Origin of the sequence: Aeromicrobium sp. A1-2, assembly GCF_003443875.1 — a bacterium.
Classification (GTDB): domain Bacteria; phylum Actinomycetota; class Actinomycetes; order Propionibacteriales; family Nocardioidaceae; genus Aeromicrobium.
The window spans coordinates 2,717,076-2,734,693 of sequence record NZ_CP027482.1; the positions used below are offsets into that span (position 1 = coordinate 2,717,076).

Annotated in this window: 19 protein-coding genes; 4 read left to right on the top strand and 15 right to left on the bottom strand. The window is 67.5% G+C overall.

From position 1 onward, the window contains the following. The first annotated feature begins 40 nt into the window (after window positions 1-40). Window positions 41-1,126: a mannose-1-phosphate guanylyltransferase gene (locus C6I20_RS13280; protein ID WP_254052141.1), complete on the top strand. Its 1,086-nt coding sequence runs from the start codon at window positions 41-43 to the stop codon at window positions 1,124-1,126. On the opposite strand, the gene manA is transcribed toward C6I20_RS13280, so the two are convergent. From manA to C6I20_RS13300, 4 genes are all read right to left on the bottom strand, one after another. Beyond that, the gene (gene manA / locus C6I20_RS13285) at window positions 1,086-2,330 is read right to left on the bottom strand and encodes a mannose-6-phosphate isomerase, class I (RefSeq protein ID WP_118396612.1); all 1,245 of its coding nucleotides are present in this window, start codon (window positions 2,328-2,330) and stop codon (window positions 1,086-1,088) included. The genes C6I20_RS13280 and manA overlap by 41 nt on opposite strands. After that, window positions 2,330-4,216: a DEAD/DEAH box helicase gene (locus C6I20_RS13290; RefSeq protein WP_118396614.1), complete on the bottom strand. Its 1,887-nt coding sequence runs from the start codon at window positions 4,214-4,216 to the stop codon at window positions 2,330-2,332. Before C6I20_RS13290 ends, manA begins: the two co-directional genes overlap by 1 nt. 169 nt (window positions 4,217-4,385) lie before the next feature. Further along, window positions 4,386-5,816, bottom strand: a complete 1,431-nt coding sequence (locus C6I20_RS13295; RefSeq protein ID WP_216822892.1) for a sugar transferase — start codon at window positions 5,814-5,816, stop codon at window positions 4,386-4,388. Between the two features lie 53 nt (window positions 5,817-5,869). Next, window positions 5,870-6,130 (bottom strand): hypothetical protein, encoded by a 261-nt coding sequence (locus C6I20_RS13300; protein WP_118396619.1) that lies wholly within the window; start codon window positions 6,128-6,130, stop codon window positions 5,870-5,872. 169 nt (window positions 6,131-6,299) lie between these two features. Between C6I20_RS13300 and C6I20_RS13305 the strand changes: the two genes are divergently transcribed. Continuing rightward, a complete protein-coding gene (locus tag C6I20_RS13305) occupies window positions 6,300-7,667 on the top strand; it encodes a polysaccharide biosynthesis tyrosine autokinase (protein ID WP_118396621.1) in 1,368 nt (455 codons plus the stop codon). Between the two features lie 10 nt (window positions 7,668-7,677). Here C6I20_RS13305 and C6I20_RS13310 read toward each other — a convergent pair whose 3' ends face one another. From C6I20_RS13310 to C6I20_RS13320, 3 genes are read right to left on the bottom strand one after another with little or no spacing between them, the layout of a single operon-like run. Beyond that, entirely contained in the window at window positions 7,678-8,220 is a 543-nt protein-coding gene (locus tag C6I20_RS13310; RefSeq protein ID WP_118396623.1) for a hypothetical protein, read from the bottom strand. Then, complete coding sequence (locus tag C6I20_RS13315; RefSeq protein WP_118396625.1) at window positions 8,220-9,188, bottom strand: folate-binding protein YgfZ; 969 nt, start codon at window positions 9,186-9,188, stop codon at window positions 8,220-8,222. The genes C6I20_RS13310 and C6I20_RS13315 overlap by 1 nt, the downstream gene beginning before the upstream one ends. Further along, the gene (locus C6I20_RS13320) at window positions 9,181-9,675 is read right to left on the bottom strand and encodes an FABP family protein (RefSeq protein WP_118396627.1); all 495 of its coding nucleotides are present in this window, start codon (window positions 9,673-9,675) and stop codon (window positions 9,181-9,183) included. The genes C6I20_RS13315 and C6I20_RS13320 overlap by 8 nt, the downstream gene beginning before the upstream one ends. Window positions 9,676-9,710: 35 nt before the next feature. Here C6I20_RS13320 and dtd point away from each other — a divergent pair, with 35 nt between their 5' ends. Beyond that, window positions 9,711-10,133 carry a D-aminoacyl-tRNA deacylase gene (gene dtd, locus C6I20_RS13325; RefSeq protein WP_118396629.1) on the top strand — a complete coding sequence of 141 codons (423 nt, stop codon included), beginning with the start codon at window positions 9,711-9,713 and terminating at the stop codon, window positions 10,131-10,133. Window positions 10,134-10,201: 68 nt separating this feature from the next. Continuing rightward, window positions 10,202-11,332, top strand: coding sequence for an LCP family protein (locus C6I20_RS13330; protein ID WP_118396631.1), 1,131 nt, complete (start codon window positions 10,202-10,204; stop codon window positions 11,330-11,332). Window positions 11,333-11,344: 12 nt separating this feature from the next. Here the strand turns inward: C6I20_RS13330 and C6I20_RS13335 are convergent, their stop codons facing one another. The 8 genes from C6I20_RS13335 to C6I20_RS13370 form a co-directional block, all read right to left on the bottom strand. Next, complete coding sequence (locus tag C6I20_RS13335; RefSeq protein ID WP_162891325.1) at window positions 11,345-13,150, bottom strand: DUF4012 domain-containing protein; 1,806 nt, start codon at window positions 13,148-13,150, stop codon at window positions 11,345-11,347. A gap of 69 nt (window positions 13,151-13,219) precedes the next feature. After that, window positions 13,220-13,792 (bottom strand): LPXTG cell wall anchor domain-containing protein, encoded by a 573-nt coding sequence (locus C6I20_RS13340; RefSeq protein WP_162891326.1) that lies wholly within the window; start codon window positions 13,790-13,792, stop codon window positions 13,220-13,222. Window positions 13,793-14,043: 251 nt separating this feature from the next. Beyond that, on the bottom strand, window positions 14,044-14,340 hold the full coding sequence (locus C6I20_RS13345; RefSeq protein WP_118396637.1) for a DUF1416 domain-containing protein: 297 nt from the start codon (window positions 14,338-14,340) through the stop codon (window positions 14,044-14,046). Continuing rightward, entirely contained in the window at window positions 14,340-15,188 is an 849-nt protein-coding gene (locus C6I20_RS13350; protein ID WP_118396639.1) for a sulfurtransferase, read from the bottom strand. The genes C6I20_RS13345 and C6I20_RS13350 overlap by 1 nt, the downstream gene beginning before the upstream one ends. 69 nt (window positions 15,189-15,257) lie before the next feature. Then, the gene (locus tag C6I20_RS13355; RefSeq protein ID WP_118396641.1) at window positions 15,258-15,695 is read right to left on the bottom strand and encodes a DUF4395 domain-containing protein; all 438 of its coding nucleotides are present in this window, start codon (window positions 15,693-15,695) and stop codon (window positions 15,258-15,260) included. 252 nt (window positions 15,696-15,947) lie between these two features. Next, window positions 15,948-16,367 carry a thioredoxin family protein gene (locus C6I20_RS13360; RefSeq protein ID WP_118396643.1) on the bottom strand — a complete coding sequence of 140 codons (420 nt, stop codon included), beginning with the start codon at window positions 16,365-16,367 and terminating at the stop codon, window positions 15,948-15,950. Window positions 16,368-16,409: 42 nt separating this feature from the next. Further along, window positions 16,410-17,192 carry a hypothetical protein gene (locus C6I20_RS13365; protein ID WP_162891327.1) on the bottom strand — a complete coding sequence of 261 codons (783 nt, stop codon included), beginning with the start codon at window positions 17,190-17,192 and terminating at the stop codon, window positions 16,410-16,412. A 72-nt stretch (window positions 17,193-17,264) separates the two neighbouring features. After that, window positions 17,265-17,531: a MoaD/ThiS family protein gene (locus C6I20_RS13370; RefSeq protein ID WP_254052142.1), complete on the bottom strand. Its 267-nt coding sequence runs from the start codon at window positions 17,529-17,531 to the stop codon at window positions 17,265-17,267. Between the last annotated feature and the right edge of the window lie 87 nt (window positions 17,532-17,618).

The window sequence follows — 17,618 nt, forward strand, 5'->3', positions numbered from 1 at the left end:
ACCCGGCGCGGCCCCGCGCCCTCGTGGCTACGATGACGTGGTGCCCGCACCCTCTTCGAGTCTCGCCCAGTTCCACGCCGTGATCCCGGCAGGCGGTGCCGGCACCCGCCTCTGGCCCTTGTCGCGCGCCGCGCGCCCGAAGTTTTTGCTCGATCTGGACGGTTCAGGTCGCTCCCTGCTGCAGCAGACGTGGGACCGGCTGGTCGATCTGATCCCCGCCGAGCACATCCACGTCGTGACCGGCGCTGCGCACGCCGAGGCGATTCGCAAGCAGCTGCCCGAGCTCACGAGCCTGTTCGTCGAGCCATCACCCCGCGACTCGATGCCGGCCATCGGGCTCGCCGCAGCTGTGATCGGATCGGCCGACCCTGACGCCATCATCGGGTCGTTCGCCGCCGATCACGTCATCGACGACCAGGTGTCGTTCGCCGAGGCCATCGGACAGGCCGTTGCGGTCGCCCAGACGGGGATGATCACCACGATCGGCATCACCCCGACCGGTCCCTCGACGGCGTTCGGCTACATCGAGTCCGGCGACCACCTGACGGTGGACGGGGCCGGCTCGGCCCGCGCCGTCACCCAGTTCGTCGAGAAGCCTGACCTGGCTACTGCCACGGCGTACGTCGCGACGGGGCTGCACAGCTGGAACGCCGGCATGTTCGTGACTCGGACTGACGTCCTGCTGGGTCATCTCGCCCGACTCCAGCCCGGACTCCACGCGGGTCTCACGAAGATCGCCGCCGGCTGGTCGACCGAGCACCGGGACGGGCTCCTCGACGAGGTCTGGCCGACTCTGACCAAGATCGCGATCGACCACGCGATCGCCGAGCCGGTCTCTCTCGAAGGTGGCATGGCCGTCGTTCCGGGCGCCTTTGCCTGGAACGACGTCGGCGACTACGCCGCCCTGCAGGACATCGGCGGCACCTCCTCGCAGGACACGGTGTGGATCGACTCCGACGGCTTGGCCATCGCCGACGACGGCACCACGATCGCGGTGGTGGGGCTGCGCAACGTCGTCGTGGTGCGCACGTCCGATGCTCTGCTCGTGACCACCCGGGAGCACGTCCAGCAGGTCAAGGACGTCGTCAGCGCCCTGAAGGACCGCGGCCGCGTCGACGTCGTTTGAGCTGGCGCTCGCTGTACGGCGGGACCAGGTCGATCAGCTCGCCCGCGACGGTCTCGGCCGTCGGGGTGTACGCCTGCGCGACCTCCCCGGTGCCAACCACACGAACCTCACCGTCGTCAGGACCGGCGTAGACCGCGTCGCCGCGGCCGAGCTTGAGTCGCTCGCCGGATTCGTTGACGAGCTCGACCTCGCCACCCGTGCAGACCACGATGCGCTGCCGTGCGGTCGGGAGAAGTGTGCCCTCGGGCTCGGCGCGCGAGCACTGGCTCACGGCGAGCGCGAACTCACGCACGTCCGGGCTGAACACGTCGGTCGAAAATCCGAACGGCTCGGGAGCCACCCGGGCGAGCCGCGACATGCCTCGGTCCAGGCACTTGACCAGACCTTCAGGGTCCAGCGCCTTGGTCGTCAGGCCGGCTCGCAGGACGTTGTCGGACGCCGCCATGACCTCCAGGCACATGCCGCGCAGGTGCGCATGGATGATGCCAGTGCCCAAGAAGGCCGCCTCGCCGGGCTGCAGCGTCAGCCGGTTGAGCGCCAGCGAGATGATCACTCCGATGTCATCGGGATAGTGCTCGGCGATCTCGGTCGCGGTGACGTAGGCACGCTTGACGTCGATGCCCTGGTCGACCAACGTCCGGCAGCACGCGACGACCCTCGCGATGTCGCCCGGGTCGACGGGCTCGGTCAGCAGCCGTTCAACGAGCCGCACGATCCCCGGGAAGCCGGGCGCAGCGTGCAGATCCTCCGCGAGGCTCTGCGCGAAAGGCGTGTCGATGCCGTTGAGGACGCGCAGGATCTCGGCGGTCGGCCGGAATCCGACGAGAGTGTCGAACGTCGTCAGCGCGTAGGCCATCTCGGGCTTGTGGTGCGGATCCTTGTAGGTGCGGGTAGGCGACTCCAACGGAACGCCGGCAGCCTCTTCGGCCGCGAAGCCGGCCTGCGCCATCGCTTCGCTGGGATGCACCTGCAACGAGAGCGGCCGGTCCGCCGCGAGGATCTTGAACATGAACGGCAGCTCGCCAGCGACCTCGTCGAGCGACATCGTGCGATCCGGGCCCTGGATCGTGGACGGCCCGAGCGGGTGCGTCCCCATCCAGATCTCTGCCACCGGGGTCTCCCCCGGCTCGAGACCCATGAACCGCGGGATGTCGGCCGTCGAGCCCCAGTCGTAGGCCCTCGAGGCGTTGTCGAGCCGCAACATTACTTGTGCCGGGGCTTGCGGGTGCCTTCACCCGACGCTGAGCCTGGGCCGGACTTCTTCTCGTAGGGCTTCTTCTCGTAGGGCTTCTTCTCGTACGGCTTCTTCTCGCCTGAGCTCTTCTCGTACGGCTTCTTCTCGTACGGCTTCTTCTCGTACGGCTTTTTGGCGTAGGGCTTCTTCTCGTACGGCTTGCTGCCCTTGCGGTCCTCGCGGGTGCGCTTGATCGGCGGGCCGTCGTCAAGCTGCAGGTCAATGAGCTTGCCGGAGATGCGCGTGTTGGCCAACGCCTCGAAAACCGCATCGGGGAGGTCGACCGGAAGCTCGACCAGGGTGTGCTCGGTGCCGATCGTGATCTTGCCGAAGTCCGACCGCTTGAGGCTTCCCTCGTTGGCGAGCGCTCCGACGATCATCGACGGGCCGATCTTGTGCCGCTTGCCAACCGCGACGCGATACACCGCCGAACCTTCTGACGGCAGACGGTCAGAGCGATCGAAGCCGGCCGGCTTGCTGCGCGGGGCGGAATCGTCACGCGGGGCTCGGACCGACTTGGGCGGATCGGGCCGCAGGAAGAACTCCTTGTCGGTCTGGCTCATGACCGCGAGCGCGGCGGCGGCATCGGTCATTGAGACCTCGTTCTCGCTGACGTACTCCTCGACGAGCGTGCGGAAGGCATGGAACTGCGGCGAGCCCATGCTCGAGGTGATTGCGTTGGCGAATCGGCCCGCACGGCGTTCATTGACCTCCTCGGCGGAGGGCACCGACATCTCCTCGACCGGACGGCCGGAGACCTTCTCGATCGCCGACAGCATGCGGCGTTCACGCGGTGTGACGAAGAGGATCGCCTCACCGGTGCGCCCGGCCCGGCCTGTGCGGCCGATGCGGTGGACATAGGCCTCGGTGTCGTGCGGGATGTCGTAGTTGACGACATGGGTGATCCGGTCCACGTCGAGCCCACGGGCCGCGACATCCGTCGCCACGATCAGGTCGATCCCGCCGGACTTGAGCTGCGCGACGGTGCGCTCACGCTGGGCCTGCACGAGGTCGCCGTTGAGGGCTGCCGCGGAGTAGCCGCGGCTGCGCAGCTTGTCGGCCAGCTCCTCGGTCGCCGACTTGGTGCGCACGAACACGAGCATGCCGTCACCGGTCTCGACCTCGAGCAGACGCGTCAGCGCATCGAGCTTGTGGTGGTGCGACACCTGGATCCAGCGCTGGCGGACCGTCGCGGTCGAGGTCGTGGCCTTGGGCGTCGCGATGTCGACCGGGTCGTGCAGGTACTTCTTGGCCAGGCTGCGAATCTGCTTGGGCATCGTTGCGGAGAACAGGGCGACCTGCTTGTACTCCGGAGTGTCGGCGAGGATTCGCTCGACGTCCTCGGCAAAGCCCATGTTGAGCATCTCATCGGCCTCGTCGAGCACCAGGAACTCCAGCGCCGTCAGGTCCAGGCTGCCGCGCTCGAGGTGGTCGATCACGCGGCCGGGGGTGCCGACGACGATGTGGGCGCCCTTCTGCAGGCCCGAGAGCTGGAAGCCGTAGCCCTGCCCGCCGTAGACCGGAAGGACCCGGACTCCGGGGATGTTGACGGCGTACGCGGTGATCGCCTCACAGACCTGGAGCGCGAGCTCACGGGTCGGGGCGAGCACGATGGCCTGCGTCTTGGCGTTGGAGGGATCGATCTTCTGCAGGATCGGCAGCGCGAACGCCGCGGTCTTGCCGGTGCCAGTCTGCGCCAGGCCGACGACGTCCTTGCCCTCCAGCAGGGTCGGGATCGCGCGGGCCTGGATCGGGGTCGGGGTCTCGTATCCCAGCGACGACAGTCTGCTGACGAGGGAGTCGACGAGGCCGAGCTCGGCGAACGTCGGCGTGGACGGGGTTTCTTCGGTGGTCATGATTGCTCTCGTCTCGAATGACGCGGGGGCGGATCTCGCTTGATCCCGGCGACACTGGAAACCGCCGTGAATCGGGGGCGCAGCCGCGCGTGCTCGCGCAAGGTCCACGGTATCGGTCGTCGGCATGATCGGTGAAACTCACGGATGCGCAACCGGAGTGTCATTGGACTCAGTAGGCGCCCGCGGACGACACAACTGCCCGGAACGTCTTCCACAGGATCAGCATGTCGCCCACCAGGGACCAATTCTCGACGTAGTACAGATCGAGCCGGACGGTGTCCTCCCAATCCAGCTCGGAACGCCCCGAGATCTGCCACAGACCGGTCATGCCGGGGCGCACCAGCAGCCGACGACGGGCCTCGGCGGCGTAGCCGGAGACCTCCGAGACCAGGGGTGGTCGCGGTCCCACCAGGCTCATGTCGCCCTTGAGGACGTTGAACAGCTGCGGCAGCTCGTCCAAGGAGTAGCGCCGAAGGAATCGGCCAACCCGGGTCACCCGAGGGTCGTCCCGCATCTTGAACATCACGATGTTGCCGGTATCGGGCTCCAGGTCCGCGAGCATCGCGTCCGCGCCCTCCACCATGCTGCGGAACTTGATCATGCCGAACGTCTGGCCGTCCTGCCCGACCCGCTCCTGCACGAAGAACACCTTGCCGGCGCTGGTGAGCTTGATCGCGACCGCGAGCACAACGAGCACGGGCGAGAACGCGAGGACCAGCGCGAGGCCACCGACGCGATCGAACAGACCCTTGGCCCAGCGCTGCGCACCCCGGTAGGACGGCTGCTCGACGTGCAGCAACGGCAGTCCGGCCACGGGGCGGATGTGCACCCGCGGCCCAGCGATGTTGGCCAGCGAGGGCGCCACGATGATCTCGATGTCGTAGCCCTCGAGGTCCCAGCCGAGCCGACGGACCATGTCGGGGTGCATCGCATCTGACGATGTCACGATGAGGGCGTTGGCACCGGATGCCAGCACGGTCTGGGTGAGGCCGTCGACGCCCCCCAGGACCGGGACACCCGCGACCTGACGCGGCGGGTCCGGCGTCGTGATGCAGGCGCCCGTCAACCGGTAGCCGAACACCGCGTTGCGGCCGATCACCGCGGCAATGTTCTCGACCGCCGCGGTGCTGCCGATCACGATCGCCGCGTACGTCATCTGCCCGCGCTGTCGACGCACCAGAAGCCACTGGCGCCACGACCAGCGACTCAGGGCCAGCAGGGTCAACCCGAAGGGCAGCAGCACCAGGACGTACATCCTCGGGACCTTGAACTCGGCCATGTAGCCGCAGAACGCGATGACCGCGAACACCACGAGCGTGGAGCTGAAGACCCGTTTGTACTCCTCGGGTCCGGCGCCGAAGACCCGGGTGTCACGGGTGCCGGCCAGAGTCAGGACGACATGCCACAGCATGGCCATCCCGACCGATGCTCCGACCAGCTCAGGCGTGAATGCCTCGAATCCGACCTCGGCGATGCTCGCAGCCCACACGACGTGCGCGGTTGCGAAGACCCAGACCAGGATCACCAGGTCGGAGAGCACGAGGATGCGGCCGTAGTGACGCTCCCAGTCGGCACCTCGACGATCCGTCGCGGCTCTCACGCCCAGTTCCGTTCCGCCTAGCCCCGAGTTGGTGGCGGAATCCATCCGGAGGCTCACGCGCGGGACGGCCGCCGAACCATCCGACGTCCCAGTGCGATCGCGAACATGAGTGCCCCGATCAACGAGGCCGTCAGCGCGACGCTCCCTGCTCCGAGTACGAGGTCACCATAACCACCCTCGGTGTCGGCGAAGGCCGACAGCAATCCGTCGTGTCCGGACTGGAGCCACATGAACAACGGCGGAAGCAACGCGACGAAGCCCGTGCACGCGAATGCCATGAGCACGCGGCTCATGCCGATCGGTGTGTAGTCCATGGGAATCTCAGCTCTGCGGGGGTCGGGCGGAAGGACGCTCTGCAATAGAAACGATCGTTGGCCAATGGGGTTACGCCCGCCCAAACCCGCCGTGGCAGATGGGCCACGAGTCGGCGTCCGGGTGTCGTAGCCTTCGTCTGCAGGTTCCACATCACCGAGGAGTTGTCCGATGAAGCAGGGTCATCCCGCCAAGCTGCTGTTGCGACGGTGGCCGTCGATCGTGGTCATGACGGTGATCGGACTGGTTCTGGCCGGGGCCTATCTGGCCTCGGCGTCCCCGCTCTACACCGCCCATGCCGACATCCTGATCTCTCCGCCCGTCGCCCAGAGCACTCGCGCAGTGTCCGACCGAACGGTCGAGTCGTACGCACAGGTGCTGGGTGGGCGAGGCACTGCCGGGCGAGTCGTGCAGGATCTCGGCCTGCCGATGAGCGGACGCTCGGTCGATCTCCGCCTCGACGGCGAGGTCGTCCCCGGCACCTCCACGCTGCGGGCAACCGCCGAGGACGGCAGCCGCGAGCGCGCCGCCGAGATCGGCCAGTCCGCCGCCGAGACGTTCGTGACCTGGTTCGGCACGCTGGACACCGACCTCACCGCGACCGTGGTCGAGAAGGCTGCCGTCCCGACCACGGCGTCGAGCCCGTCACGGGCGGGCTGGCTGACAGCCGGAGGAATCCTCGGACTGCTCGCCGGACTCCTCCTGACGTGGGCACGCAAGGCCTCCGACCACAGCATCCGCACCCCGGCCGAGCTCGAGGAGATCTCCGAAGCGCCGGTGCTCGGCGCCATCGCGTACGACCGCGCCGCGGTCGACTCACCACTCATCACCTCGCTCGGGACGCACCACCCTCGATTCGAGGCGATCCGGATCCTGCGGACGAACCTGCAGTTCCTCGACATCGACCGGGACACCAAGGTCATCACGATCACGAGCTCCTTGGCCGGCGAGGGCAAGTCGACCACGGCGTGCAACCTGGCCATTGCGCTGTCACAGACCGGTTCCCGGGTCGCGCTGGTGGAAGGCGACCTGCGCCGGCCGCGGGTCAGCGAGTACCTCGGCATCGAGAAGGCCGTCGGGCTGACCACGGTCCTCGTCGGTCGGGTGACCCTCGACGCAGCGCTGCAGCCTGCCGCGACCCCGGGACTCGACGTCCTGACCAGCGGATCGCTGCCACCCAACCCGTCGGAGATCCTGCAGACCAACGCGATGCGAGCGCTGGTCTCGGATCTGCGGCACCGCTACGACATCGTGCTGATCGATGCGCCACCGCTCCTGCCGGTGACCGACGCCTCGCTGCTCGCCTCTATCTCGGACGGGGCAATCCTGGTCGTGCGTCACGGCCAGACCAGCCGCGACGAGGTACGCACCGCGACCGAACGCCTGCACTCCGTCGGCGCCCGGCTGCTCGGCACGGTGCTGAGCATGTCGCCGGTCAAGGAGCTGTCTCGCTACGGGTACGGCTACGGGTACGGCTACGGACCCGACTACTTCGCGCAGGCCACCGGCGGTCGCAGGGGCGGGGCGCGCCGGTCCTAGCGGACCAGACTCACTGGACCGCGACGAGCGCGTTGAGCCGGCGGCTGATCGCGTCGACGGCCTCGTCGATCTGGTCCGCGGTACGACGATGTATCGCCGGGCTTCGGCGATACGGATCGTCGATGTCGGCGTTGCTGGGAGCCTTGCTGCGCTGACGCGCTGCGTTGGCGACCAGCTCGTACGGATCGCTGCCCTCGACCAGATCGCCCAGGGCCGCGAACTCACGCAGCGTGAAGGTCCGGCGCAGGGCACGCGGGCTCATCGAGAGGATCGCCGAGCGATGTTCACGGGTCGCCGCCAGGATCAGGTCTGCGGAATCGACGAGATAGGAATCGATCGCGTGTGACCGGAAGCTCTTCGCCGAGTGCCCGAGCCGCATCAGCTCCATCGTGGCCATCGCGTCCATCGGTTGCCGGTCCCAGCCCTGCACTCCGGCGCTGGCGACCTCGAACCTGTCCGGGACCAACGATGCCCGCAGGAGCGCCTCGATCATCGGGGACCGGCAGATGTTGGCGGTGCACACTGCCAGGATCGCGAAGCGACGGGCGGTCATCAGCCCAGGACCGGTCGGACGTGGAGCCCGGCCTCCGGATCGACGAGCACCTCCTGGTTGGCGGCGACCCCGTCGGCCAGCAACGTGGCGGTGGTGGCGACGTTGCGCTTGACGACGGCCAGGGCGATCGGCCCGAGCTCGTGGTGACGTGCCGCCGATCCGACGAAGCCCACCCGAACGCCGTCGAGAGTCACGTCCGAGCCATGCGACGGCAGGTGGTCCACCGAACCGTCCAGCAGCAGCCGGACCAGACGGCGAGGCGGTCGGCCGAGGGTGTGTACGCGGGCGACGGTCTCCTGGCCGCGATAGCAGCCCTTGTCGAGGTGAACCGCCACGCCCAGCAGGCCGAACTCGTTGGGAATCGCACGCTCATCGGTGTCCAGACCGACACGCACCAGTCCGGACTCGATCCGCGCGGCCTCCCATGCCCACAGCCCGACCGGGTCGCCAAGTTCCGCCGGCAGGTCCAAGAGGGACTCGCGCGGGCGGAGCTCCCACGACAACACAGGTGGGCCGTCTGCGCCCGTGGCACGGGGGCGACCGATGACAGCCCAGTCGGCCGTTGCCAGAACCACGTCGACCCGCATCATGAACCGCATCCGGTCCAAAAATTCCACCAGCGCAGCGCCCGCGCCGGGCTCGGTGTGGGCCCAGAAGATCTCGCCATCGTCGACTCCGGAGAACCCGTGCTCGATGCGGCCCTGTGGCGAGAGGAGCAGCACCTCGGTCTGCACGCCGGGCGCGAGACCTTCCAAGAACTGGGTCGTCAGCGAGTGTAGCCAGGTCAGTCGGTCGGGCCCGCTGATCGTGACGACGTCCCGATGCGAAAGGTCCACGAATGTCTCGCCCGTGGCCAAACGGTGCTGCTCGGCAGAGATAGCGCCGTAATGCGCCGCGACGTCGCCGTCGGGCGCATCGCCGCCCACGGCGCCGTGGAGGGCCAGGAGCGGGCTGCGGTGCTCAGACACGGGCCAGTCGCCCCCACAGGTGGGACTGCATCTCCTGGCCCTCGGCAGCCATGTCGTACGCGTACATCAGGTCGCCCTCGACGAGTCCGTACATCCGCTGTCCGGCGGTGTACTCCTTCGCCGTGGCGGTGCGGGCGACGATGTCGGTCGCCAGGGTGATTCGTGGTCCGTCGACCTCGCCGTACCAAACCTCGGCGTAGCCGGTCGGATGCGCCAGGACGAGCTCCAGCTGGCCTTCGCCCTTGGGTCTCAGGAAACCGGTCTCCAGAGCACCGGGTCGCACCCGCTTGCCAGCCTCGTCGGTGATCCACGTGCGGCTGAAGTAGTGGAGGAACGGGCGCGTGTCATGCGCGAAGACGATGTCCTGCTCGAAGGTGAACCCATCGATCGTCGGATAGTCCCCGTGCCCGTCGCCGTGCCAGTTGCCCAGCAACCACACGACCGGCATCAGGTCGGGGTGAAGGTCGGACGGTATCTCGAACGGCATGTTTCCAGTCTACGGTGGGGCTCTACGCTGGACCGATGAGAGCCGTCGTGCAGCGCGTCACCCAGGCTCGAGTCGACGTCGACGGCCAGACCGTGGGGGCCATCGGTACGGGCCTCGTGGTCCTGCTGGGCGTGACGCACGACGACACCACCGAGACCGCCGAGCGGCTCTCGACCAAGATCTGGAACCTGCGGATCCTGCGCGGCGAGGAGTCCGCGGCAGACATCGGTGCCGGCATCCTCGTGGTCAGTCAGTTCACGCTCTATGGAGACGCCCGCAAGGGCCGCCGACCGACCTGGACGGCGGCCGCGCCGGGGGCTGTCGCCGAGCCCCTCTACGACCACTTCTGTGCCAGCCTGCGCGGGGCTGGGGCCATGGTCGCCCAGGGTGTGTTCGGGGCTGACATGGAGATGTCCCTCACGAATGATGGCCCCACCACGCTGATCATCGATCTCTGAACCAATTCGAGTTGGTCGCCTTGCCAGCACCCGGCAGAATGGACTGGATTCCCTGAGAACGGAGCACGATGGCAGGCAAGATCGGCAAGAGGTATCGCGACGCTGGCAAGCGCCGCGATGGAGGTCAACCCTTCCACCGCCGCCACCGCAAGCTACTCGTCGCCCTCGTGGCCCTCGTCGTCGTCGTGCCGGTCATCGGCACCGCCGCATACGCGTACGTCCTGAACAAGCAGCTCGGCAACGTCGACAACGTCACGACCAAGACGCTCGACGAGGCGGACCGCCCCGATCCCGACGAGGGCGATGCGCTCAACATCCTCCTGCTGGGCTCGGACAAGGGCGAGCAGGTCGCGGGACAGACCGCCGAAGAGGCCAAGGCCAACGTCGCCGAGGACGCCAAGTCCGCGACCTGGCCGGCCGGCAAGTACCGCAGCGACACCATCATGATCGTGCACATATCGGCCGACCGGAAGTCGTCGTTCCTGACCTCGATCCCCCGCGACACGTTCACCACGATCTATGACGCCAACGGGCAGCCGCAGGGTCAGAACAAGATCAACGCCGCGTTCTCGGAGTACGGGCCCGCCGGCGCGATCTCGACCGTCGAGCACCTGACGGACCTGCGCATGAAGCATCTCGCCATCATCGACTGGGAGGGCTTCAAGGATTTGTCGACCGCCGTCGGTGGAGTCCCGGTCCACATCCCCGCCGACACCTACGACTCCGCTCAGGACGTTCAGTGGCTGGCTGGCGACTACAACCTCAAGGGCAAGAAGGCCCTGCAGTACGTCCGGCAGCGACACGGCCTGCTCCGCGGCGACTTCGACCGCATCGCGCGTCAGCAGAACTTCCTGCGTGCCCTGATGGGCAAGATGCTCGACAAAGGAACCATGAGCAATCCGGTCAAGCTCATCAACACCGTCAAGGCCCTGACCAAGAACCTCACGGTCGACGAGGAGTGGTCCGGGGGCGACATGCGTGGACTCGCGCTCTCGCTCCGCGGGATGCAGGCCAAGGATGTCTCATTCGTGCAGATGCCTGTCGCCGGCACCGAGACGATCCCGGTCTACGGAAGCATCGTCAGGCTCGAGGACGCCAAGTCGCAGGAGCTCTTCGCAGCGTTGCGCGACGACGACCTGGACACCTACCTCACGAAGTACCCCGGCGACCTGCTGAAGGACAGCAAGGACGTCGGCTGAGACGGCCGTAAATCAGCCGCAGGCGGACTGGACCCGCACGTTGTTGAGCGTCTGCTGCACACCCGGCGTCGTGGAGAACACCGCGTCGCCGCGCTGGCCGCGACCCGAGATCATCGACGTCGTGACGGTGTAGGTCTCGCCCGGGTTGATCACCAGCGTCACGCTCGTGACGTTGCGGCCCAGGTGCCGGTCGGCATAGACGGTCTGCTTCTTGCCGTTGACCCGCACCTCGGTGAAGCCACCGTCGAATGGCGAGTAGGCGCGCACGCTGATCCGCATCGTGCCGCGTGGCGTGAAGGCACCGGTGCCAGTGACGTACGGTGACAAGCGGTCCGCGTTCGACGGCGCGTTCGACCTCAGCTCGGTCGTCGTGCTGAGCTCCTGGACGTCCCCCCGAAGGCAGCGACCGGTCCGAAGGATCGTCGTGTAGTCAAGGTAGAACTCCATCTTGGTGGAGGCTGCGTCACTCAGGTAGACGCCGACGTGGGGCGTCTCCCCGTCATCCCCGCCCACGGCTCCGGACAGGTTCGTGGTCCGGATCTCGCGCTGCTCGTCCTCGTGGGAGGACCACACCGTGAGCCGGTTCTCGTTGGCGGCGGCCACCAGCGCCGAGATGACGACTCGCGACTGCCCGTCGCCGGACTTGACGACATCAAAGATCTTGCGTGCGGCCGAGGCGAAGAAGTCGTCCTGCTCGTCGTTGTCCTGAACCTGGCGGTAGAGCCGGTTGAGCAGGGTGCTGACGGCATTCGACTGGTCGATCACTGCTCCGTTGTCGACCGTGACCGGCCCCGTGCCGCCGAGCACGTAGCTCAGCGCGATGGGGTCGACGGAGATGACCCCATCGACGTCGACACCAAGTCCCTTCTTGACCAGGGCCCGGGTGATCTCACCCGTCCGCGGAAAGTCGGGAGTGATGTTGGCGTCGCGCAGGTCAGTCACCAGGGTCGTGGGGAAGACCGTCTTCTCGTCCTTGGTCATCGGGATGACAGGTTTCGCGACGGGGGGGAGATCCTGGGTCGATCCCTGTTCGCCCATCGAGAGCTTGCCGTTCTTGGCCTTGAGGATTGCGAACGACCCGGCGATACCGCCAGTGGGGCGGACCTCGGCATTGTTCTGGATCAGCAGCAGATAGCGCCTGGTGTCCTTGCCGCCGAGCATCGACGGGAGGAGCTGGGCGGCGGTGCGGCTCGAGCTGGCCGCCGAGCCAGCGGTCGCGATCTTGTTCTGGATCGTCGCTACCGGCCCACGGATCGGCACCAGCAGGGAGTCTGCATCGATCTTCACGAGCTTGTCATTCGCTGCTGCAAGCGCCTCGTCCGCCGCCGCGATAGACGGGCGGATCTCGTTGATCGCCGCGAGGTCGACCTTGCCGTCACGCGGGCTGAACGTGTTGAGGTTGACCTGCTTGGACAGCTTGACGACCGGAGGCATCGCTTCCTGCGAGATCTGGTCGATGACGTCAGCCACCGTCTGCACAGCGGAGACGTTCTTGCCGAAGTAGGGCACGTGCGAGCCGACGATCCACAGGATCCCGTCCGTGCGACTGCGCGCCTCGGCCGCGGACTCCTGCAGCCCGACGAGGGTCGCCTTGGCGCCCACGTCGTCGCCGGCCACGATCTGGCTCTGCAACACCTCGGCCTGGTTGGCAGCAAGCCGCAGCGACGAGCTCGCCTGTCGCGCCTGCAGCCCGAATGCCGCCAGCAGCACGACGATCAGACCCAGCACTCCCCAACCGACCTGGACGCGGGTGATGCGTTGGTACCACGGCCGGTGATGGTGATACCTGGTGCGACCGCCGAATCTGCCGATCCTCATCGCCAGGCCCACACAGACGCGTATGCGCGTCCCGAAGTCAGGACGCGCATACGCAACTGTTCAGGAATCTCAGCGAGTCTGGTGGCGACGGCGTGAGGCGAGCGTGACGCCACCTCCGGCCATGATCAGGGCACCGCCCGCGAGCAGGATCCACAAGCTGGATCCGCCCGTGTTGGGGAGGATTCCGTCACCCGCGTCGCTCACGCCCTTGGGGAGCAGCGTCACGGTGGCCGAGACCGGGCACGTCGATGTGGGGTAGTCCACCGTGTCGTCCGCGGCCTGGAGGACCGCCGAGGAGCCGGTCGAGTAGAACGCGGGCTTGGCGTCGGACGACTGCGTGGGAGCAGAGGCCGGCGCAACACCGGTGGCGTGCTCGCAGCTCGCGGTGATCTTGGAGGTGGTCTTCTTGGTGACCACCTCGGTGCCGAAGGATCCGCTGATCGACGTTCCCGAACCGGTCTTGGACTTGCCCGCGTAGGTCACGGTCCAGTCACAGTCGACCGTGCCGGCGTCGGCGGTGTACTTGAAGGACTGACCGCCTTCGAGCGTGGAGTTGTTGAGCGACAGGGCGATGCCGCAGTCGGGGTAGGCCTGGGCGACGCTGGAAGTCAGCAGGGTCACAGCACCTGCGATGGCTGCCACGGCAGCGAGCCGGAGTTTGAACATTACGCTCCCAGAGTTCCGAGATTTGATGATGCAGGCAAGACGGTCGTGCAGAAAAAAACACCGTACATCGTGCCTAACGAGCGTCTGCGGCGCTTCGTTACGCCAAACCTTAGCGCAGCCACATCGATTGCTGTGCCAGATTTCGGACCTCGCCGGTCGCAGCGGTGCACGCAAGACGAGGTGCGCCCGGCCGGAGCCGGACGCACCTCGCTGGATGCTGGTAGCGCTCAGACCGCGACGGCCACCTCGGCCACGCTGCCCTTGGCGGCCGTGACAGGGCTGTCGACCGAGATCGCCCGGGGGGCCAACGTGCGTAGCGTCCACTCGCCGGGGCCGGCGAAGAACCGGAACTGGCCCGTCACCGAGGTCGGGACCTCGGCGGTGAACTCACCGGTGCGATCGAGCAGGCGGACGTACGCGTTGCCGACCGGCTGGCCGTCACGCGTCACGATGCCCTGGATCACGGCCTGGTTGGCCACGTCGACACCCTCGAGCGAAGGTCCGCCCTTGATCGCGCCGCACATCAGGCAGCACCCGGCTCGTCGCCCAGAGCGACCGGAACGCCGCGCAGCGAGCCATACTCGCTCCACGATCCGTCGTAGTTCTTGACGTTGTCGTGGCCAAGGATCTCTTTGAGCACGAACCACGTGTGCGAGCTCCGCTCACCGATGCGGCAGTAGGCGATGGTGTCCTTGCCTTCGTCCAGACCCGCTCCGGCATAGAGCGTGGCGAGCTCTGCATCGCTGCGGAAGGTGCCGTCGTCGTTGGCAGCCTTGCTCCACGGCACATTGCCCGCGGTCGGGATGTGCCCGCCGATCTGCGCTGCCTCCTGCGGGAGGTGGGCCGGCGCGAGCAGGCGACCTGCGTACTCGTCGGGGCTGCGGACGTCGATCAGGTTCTGGACGCCGATCGCGCCGATGACCTCGTCGCGGAACGCCCGGATGCTGTCGTCGGGCTGCGTGGCGGTGTAGACCGTGGCCTCGCGGCTCGGCACCTCACTGCTCAGCTCACGGCTGTCGAGCTCCCACTTCTTGCGGCCGCCGTCGAGCAGCCGAAGGTTGTCGTGACCGTAGTACTTGAGGTACCAGTAGGCGTAGGCCGCGAACCAGTTGTTGTTGCCTCCGTAGAACACGAGGGTGTCGTCGGTACCTACGCCCTTGGCCGACAGGAGCGCCTCGAGCTTGTCCTTGCCGATGAAATCGTGGCGGACGCCATCCTGAAGGTCGGCCTTCCAGTCGAGCTTGATCGCACCGGGGATGTGACCCTTGTCGTACGCCTCGGCGTCCTCGTCGACCTCGATGAGGACGATGGTCGGGTCGTTGAGGTTTTCCTCGACCCAGTTTGCTGTGACGAGCGCTGATTCGCGGCTCATGGTGTACCTCCGTTGTGCCCTGTCGGGCGATTGAGCTGATGTGGGGATGGATGTCGTGGTGCGCTGGGCTCAGGCGTTGACCGGCGTGAGCCGGCGGACCGCCAGGTAGAGCTCGCAGCCGAGGCACAGGCCCACGGTTGCGTTGAGCAGTGCCGCCATCAGCGCCAACGCCGCGGCGATGTAGGCGACCGTCGCGGCCCCGCCGAGGAATGCGAGCAGCGCGACCGCCGTGAACGACAGCCCGACGATCTGGGCGAATCGGGGCGGCCGGGCGTCCTCGAGCTCGGTCGGTGCGCCGATCCGCGGCCGGATGAAGCGGGCGAACACGATCGCGTATGGCGAGTACTTGAGGCCGACCAGCGCCGCGACGGCGAAGATCGCAACCTGCGCGGCCAGCAACCACACCCCGACCTGGCCGGGAATGACCAGGACGAGAGCGAGGACCGTCGCAGTGGCGGTGGCGGCGACCCGAAGGCCTCGGGGGTCGACGAGATGGGGTTGGGACATGATGCTCCTGCGCTGAAAGGCACGGCCCGGCCTGGCCTGGGCGTGCGAGAACTGACGGACGAGGGGTGTCAGCGCATTCGACACAACGACGAGGACGTGCAGCAGTTGTCCACTGCTCGGCGCCGCGTCAGGTGTGTCGTCTGGAACATGGCTCAAGAGTAGGGCGGGACATCCCTCGAAGCGTCAAACATCTCGCCATGTGGACAGTTGTCTCACATGTTGGCTCGGTTGCTGCAATGGGAGGCCCCGAAGTCAGGGGATGGCCTCGCCGAGCGCAGCCAGGACCTGCTCGCGTCGCGGGAGCCCCGAGGCGCGGGTCGAGATCGCACCACCGGCGTCCAGCACGAGGACCGTGGGCGTGCGCATGATGTTGAGTCGGCGAACCATGTCGAGGTGCGCCTCGGCGTCGATGTCGATCGTGACGACGCCATCAAGCTTGGCCGCGACATCGTCGAGCAGGATCCGCGTCGCCCGGCACGGCGAGCAGAATGCGCTCGAGAACTGGACCAGCGTGGCTCGCTCCCCCAGAGCGCCCCCGAGGTCGGCAGCTGTCAGGACCTCAGCACCCGCCGGCACCGTCGACGCAGCGAACCGCCCGTTGCGGGCCTTGAACGCCATCGCCGTGATGGCCGTCAGCAGCACAGCCACCAGGAGAACGACGATTCCGATCATGCGATGAGTTTACGTCGGGCCGTCGAGTGCCCCAGGCCGTGATCAGAGTCCGGGCGCACCGATGAGCTGGCCACCGACGTACACGAGGGGTGCCGCGAGGGCGATCGACATCGCTCCCGGGAAGCCCCATCCCGCGGCGGCGTGCGTACGACCTCGCGACCAGGCCCGGCCGAGCACCTGGCCCAGGACCGCGAACAGTGCAGCAGCCGAGCCGACCGCGATGCCGAACACCCACGTCATGGGTGAGTCGACCGTGGAGGCGACCGTGGCGCCGCCCGCCGCGCCCGCAACGATCGCGGCCGAAGCCGCGACGTATCTGTCCATCGGGATCAGCCACACCACAAGTCCGGCGGCGACTCCGGCCCCGCCGACCGCGACCACCTCGGGCCCGCCGAGTGACTGGGTCGCACCGATCCACCCCGTGGTCAGCGCCGCGAAGACCCCGAGCGTCACGGCGTAGGCCGTCGACGGCACCAGATCGGCCCGGCCGTCGGTGCGCAGCATCTGCGCGACGAGGGAGACGAACACCCCCACCGCGATGGCCGGCATGATCCCGGCCAGCATGCCGGTGTCGGTCGCGCCGACGACGTCGGGCGACGAGCCCGCAGCGCCGTCCAACAGCCCCGGGAACAGGGCGATCGCCGTCGCGACGCTGCCGGCACTCAGCGCGGCGATGAAGTGGGGCGACCGTATCGATCGGCCCGAGGGATCGACAGCGCTGGGTGCCAGAGCGATCAGGACCTGCACCAGGACCACCGAGGCCGCGACGAAGACCGGGCCCGTATAGGCGGTGAGCGTGATCATGCCGACCAGCACTAGTGACATCAAGGTCGATCCGAGGCGTGACACCCCCGCATGATGCCAGTTGCTGGCGCGGTTTGGCCCGGACTCGGCCACTCAGCCGCCCGCGAACGGTGGCAGGAACTCCACCGTGTCGCCGGTGTGCAACGTCACCTCGGCGTGGTCGCGCGCACCGACTGGCGTCTCCCCGACCAGGATCGAGCAGGTCGAGATCACGTCGTCGAACCGGTCCCGATCCCGGTGACGCCGACTGATCTCCTCGATCAGGGCGGCCAACGTGCTGGCCGGAACCTGCTCGGCCGCGACCCCGGCCGCGGAGCGCGCAGACGCCCAGTAGTGCACTGTGACGCCGTTCTCATTCACGTCTTCTCGTGGCAACTGGTCCGACACATGTCGTATTGTGGTCCATGCATCGAGGCCACGGCGATCCGCCATGGCCTCGTCGTTCAG

What these genes read in the sequence shown, in the direction of transcription:
- manA (WP_118396612.1), bottom strand. Translation starts at nt 2,330, where the DNA reads ATGTTGCGGCTCGACAACGCCTCGAGGGCCTACGACTGGGGCTCGACG.
- C6I20_RS13290 (WP_118396614.1), bottom strand. Translation starts at nt 4,216, where the DNA reads ATGACCACCGAAGAAACCCCGTCCACGCCGACGTTCGCCGAGCTCGGC.
- C6I20_RS13300 (WP_118396619.1), bottom strand. Translation starts at nt 6,130, where the DNA reads ATGGACTACACACCGATCGGCATGAGCCGCGTGCTCATGGCATTCGCG.
- C6I20_RS13305 (WP_118396621.1), top strand. Translation starts at nt 6,300, where the DNA reads ATGAAGCAGGGTCATCCCGCCAAGCTGCTGTTGCGACGGTGGCCGTCG.
- C6I20_RS13310 (WP_118396623.1), bottom strand. Translation starts at nt 8,220, where the DNA reads ATGACCGCCCGTCGCTTCGCGATCCTGGCAGTGTGCACCGCCAACATC.
- C6I20_RS13320 (WP_118396627.1), bottom strand. Translation starts at nt 9,675, where the DNA reads ATGCCGTTCGAGATACCGTCCGACCTTCACCCCGACCTGATGCCGGTC.
- dtd (WP_118396629.1), top strand. Translation starts at nt 9,711, where the DNA reads ATGAGAGCCGTCGTGCAGCGCGTCACCCAGGCTCGAGTCGACGTCGAC.
- C6I20_RS13330 (WP_118396631.1), top strand. Translation starts at nt 10,202, where the DNA reads ATGGCAGGCAAGATCGGCAAGAGGTATCGCGACGCTGGCAAGCGCCGC.
- C6I20_RS13335 (WP_162891325.1), bottom strand. Translation starts at nt 13,150, where the DNA reads ATGAGGATCGGCAGATTCGGCGGTCGCACCAGGTATCACCATCACCGG.
- C6I20_RS13345 (WP_118396637.1), bottom strand. Translation starts at nt 14,340, where the DNA reads ATGTGCGGCGCGATCAAGGGCGGACCTTCGCTCGAGGGTGTCGACGTG.
- C6I20_RS13350 (WP_118396639.1), bottom strand. Translation starts at nt 15,188, where the DNA reads ATGAGCCGCGAATCAGCGCTCGTCACAGCAAACTGGGTCGAGGAAAAC.
- C6I20_RS13355 (WP_118396641.1), bottom strand. Translation starts at nt 15,695, where the DNA reads ATGTCCCAACCCCATCTCGTCGACCCCCGAGGCCTTCGGGTCGCCGCC.
- C6I20_RS13360 (WP_118396643.1), bottom strand. Translation starts at nt 16,367, where the DNA reads ATGATCGGAATCGTCGTTCTCCTGGTGGCTGTGCTGCTGACGGCCATC.
- C6I20_RS13365 (WP_162891327.1), bottom strand. Translation starts at nt 17,192, where the DNA reads ATGTCACTAGTGCTGGTCGGCATGATCACGCTCACCGCCTATACGGGC.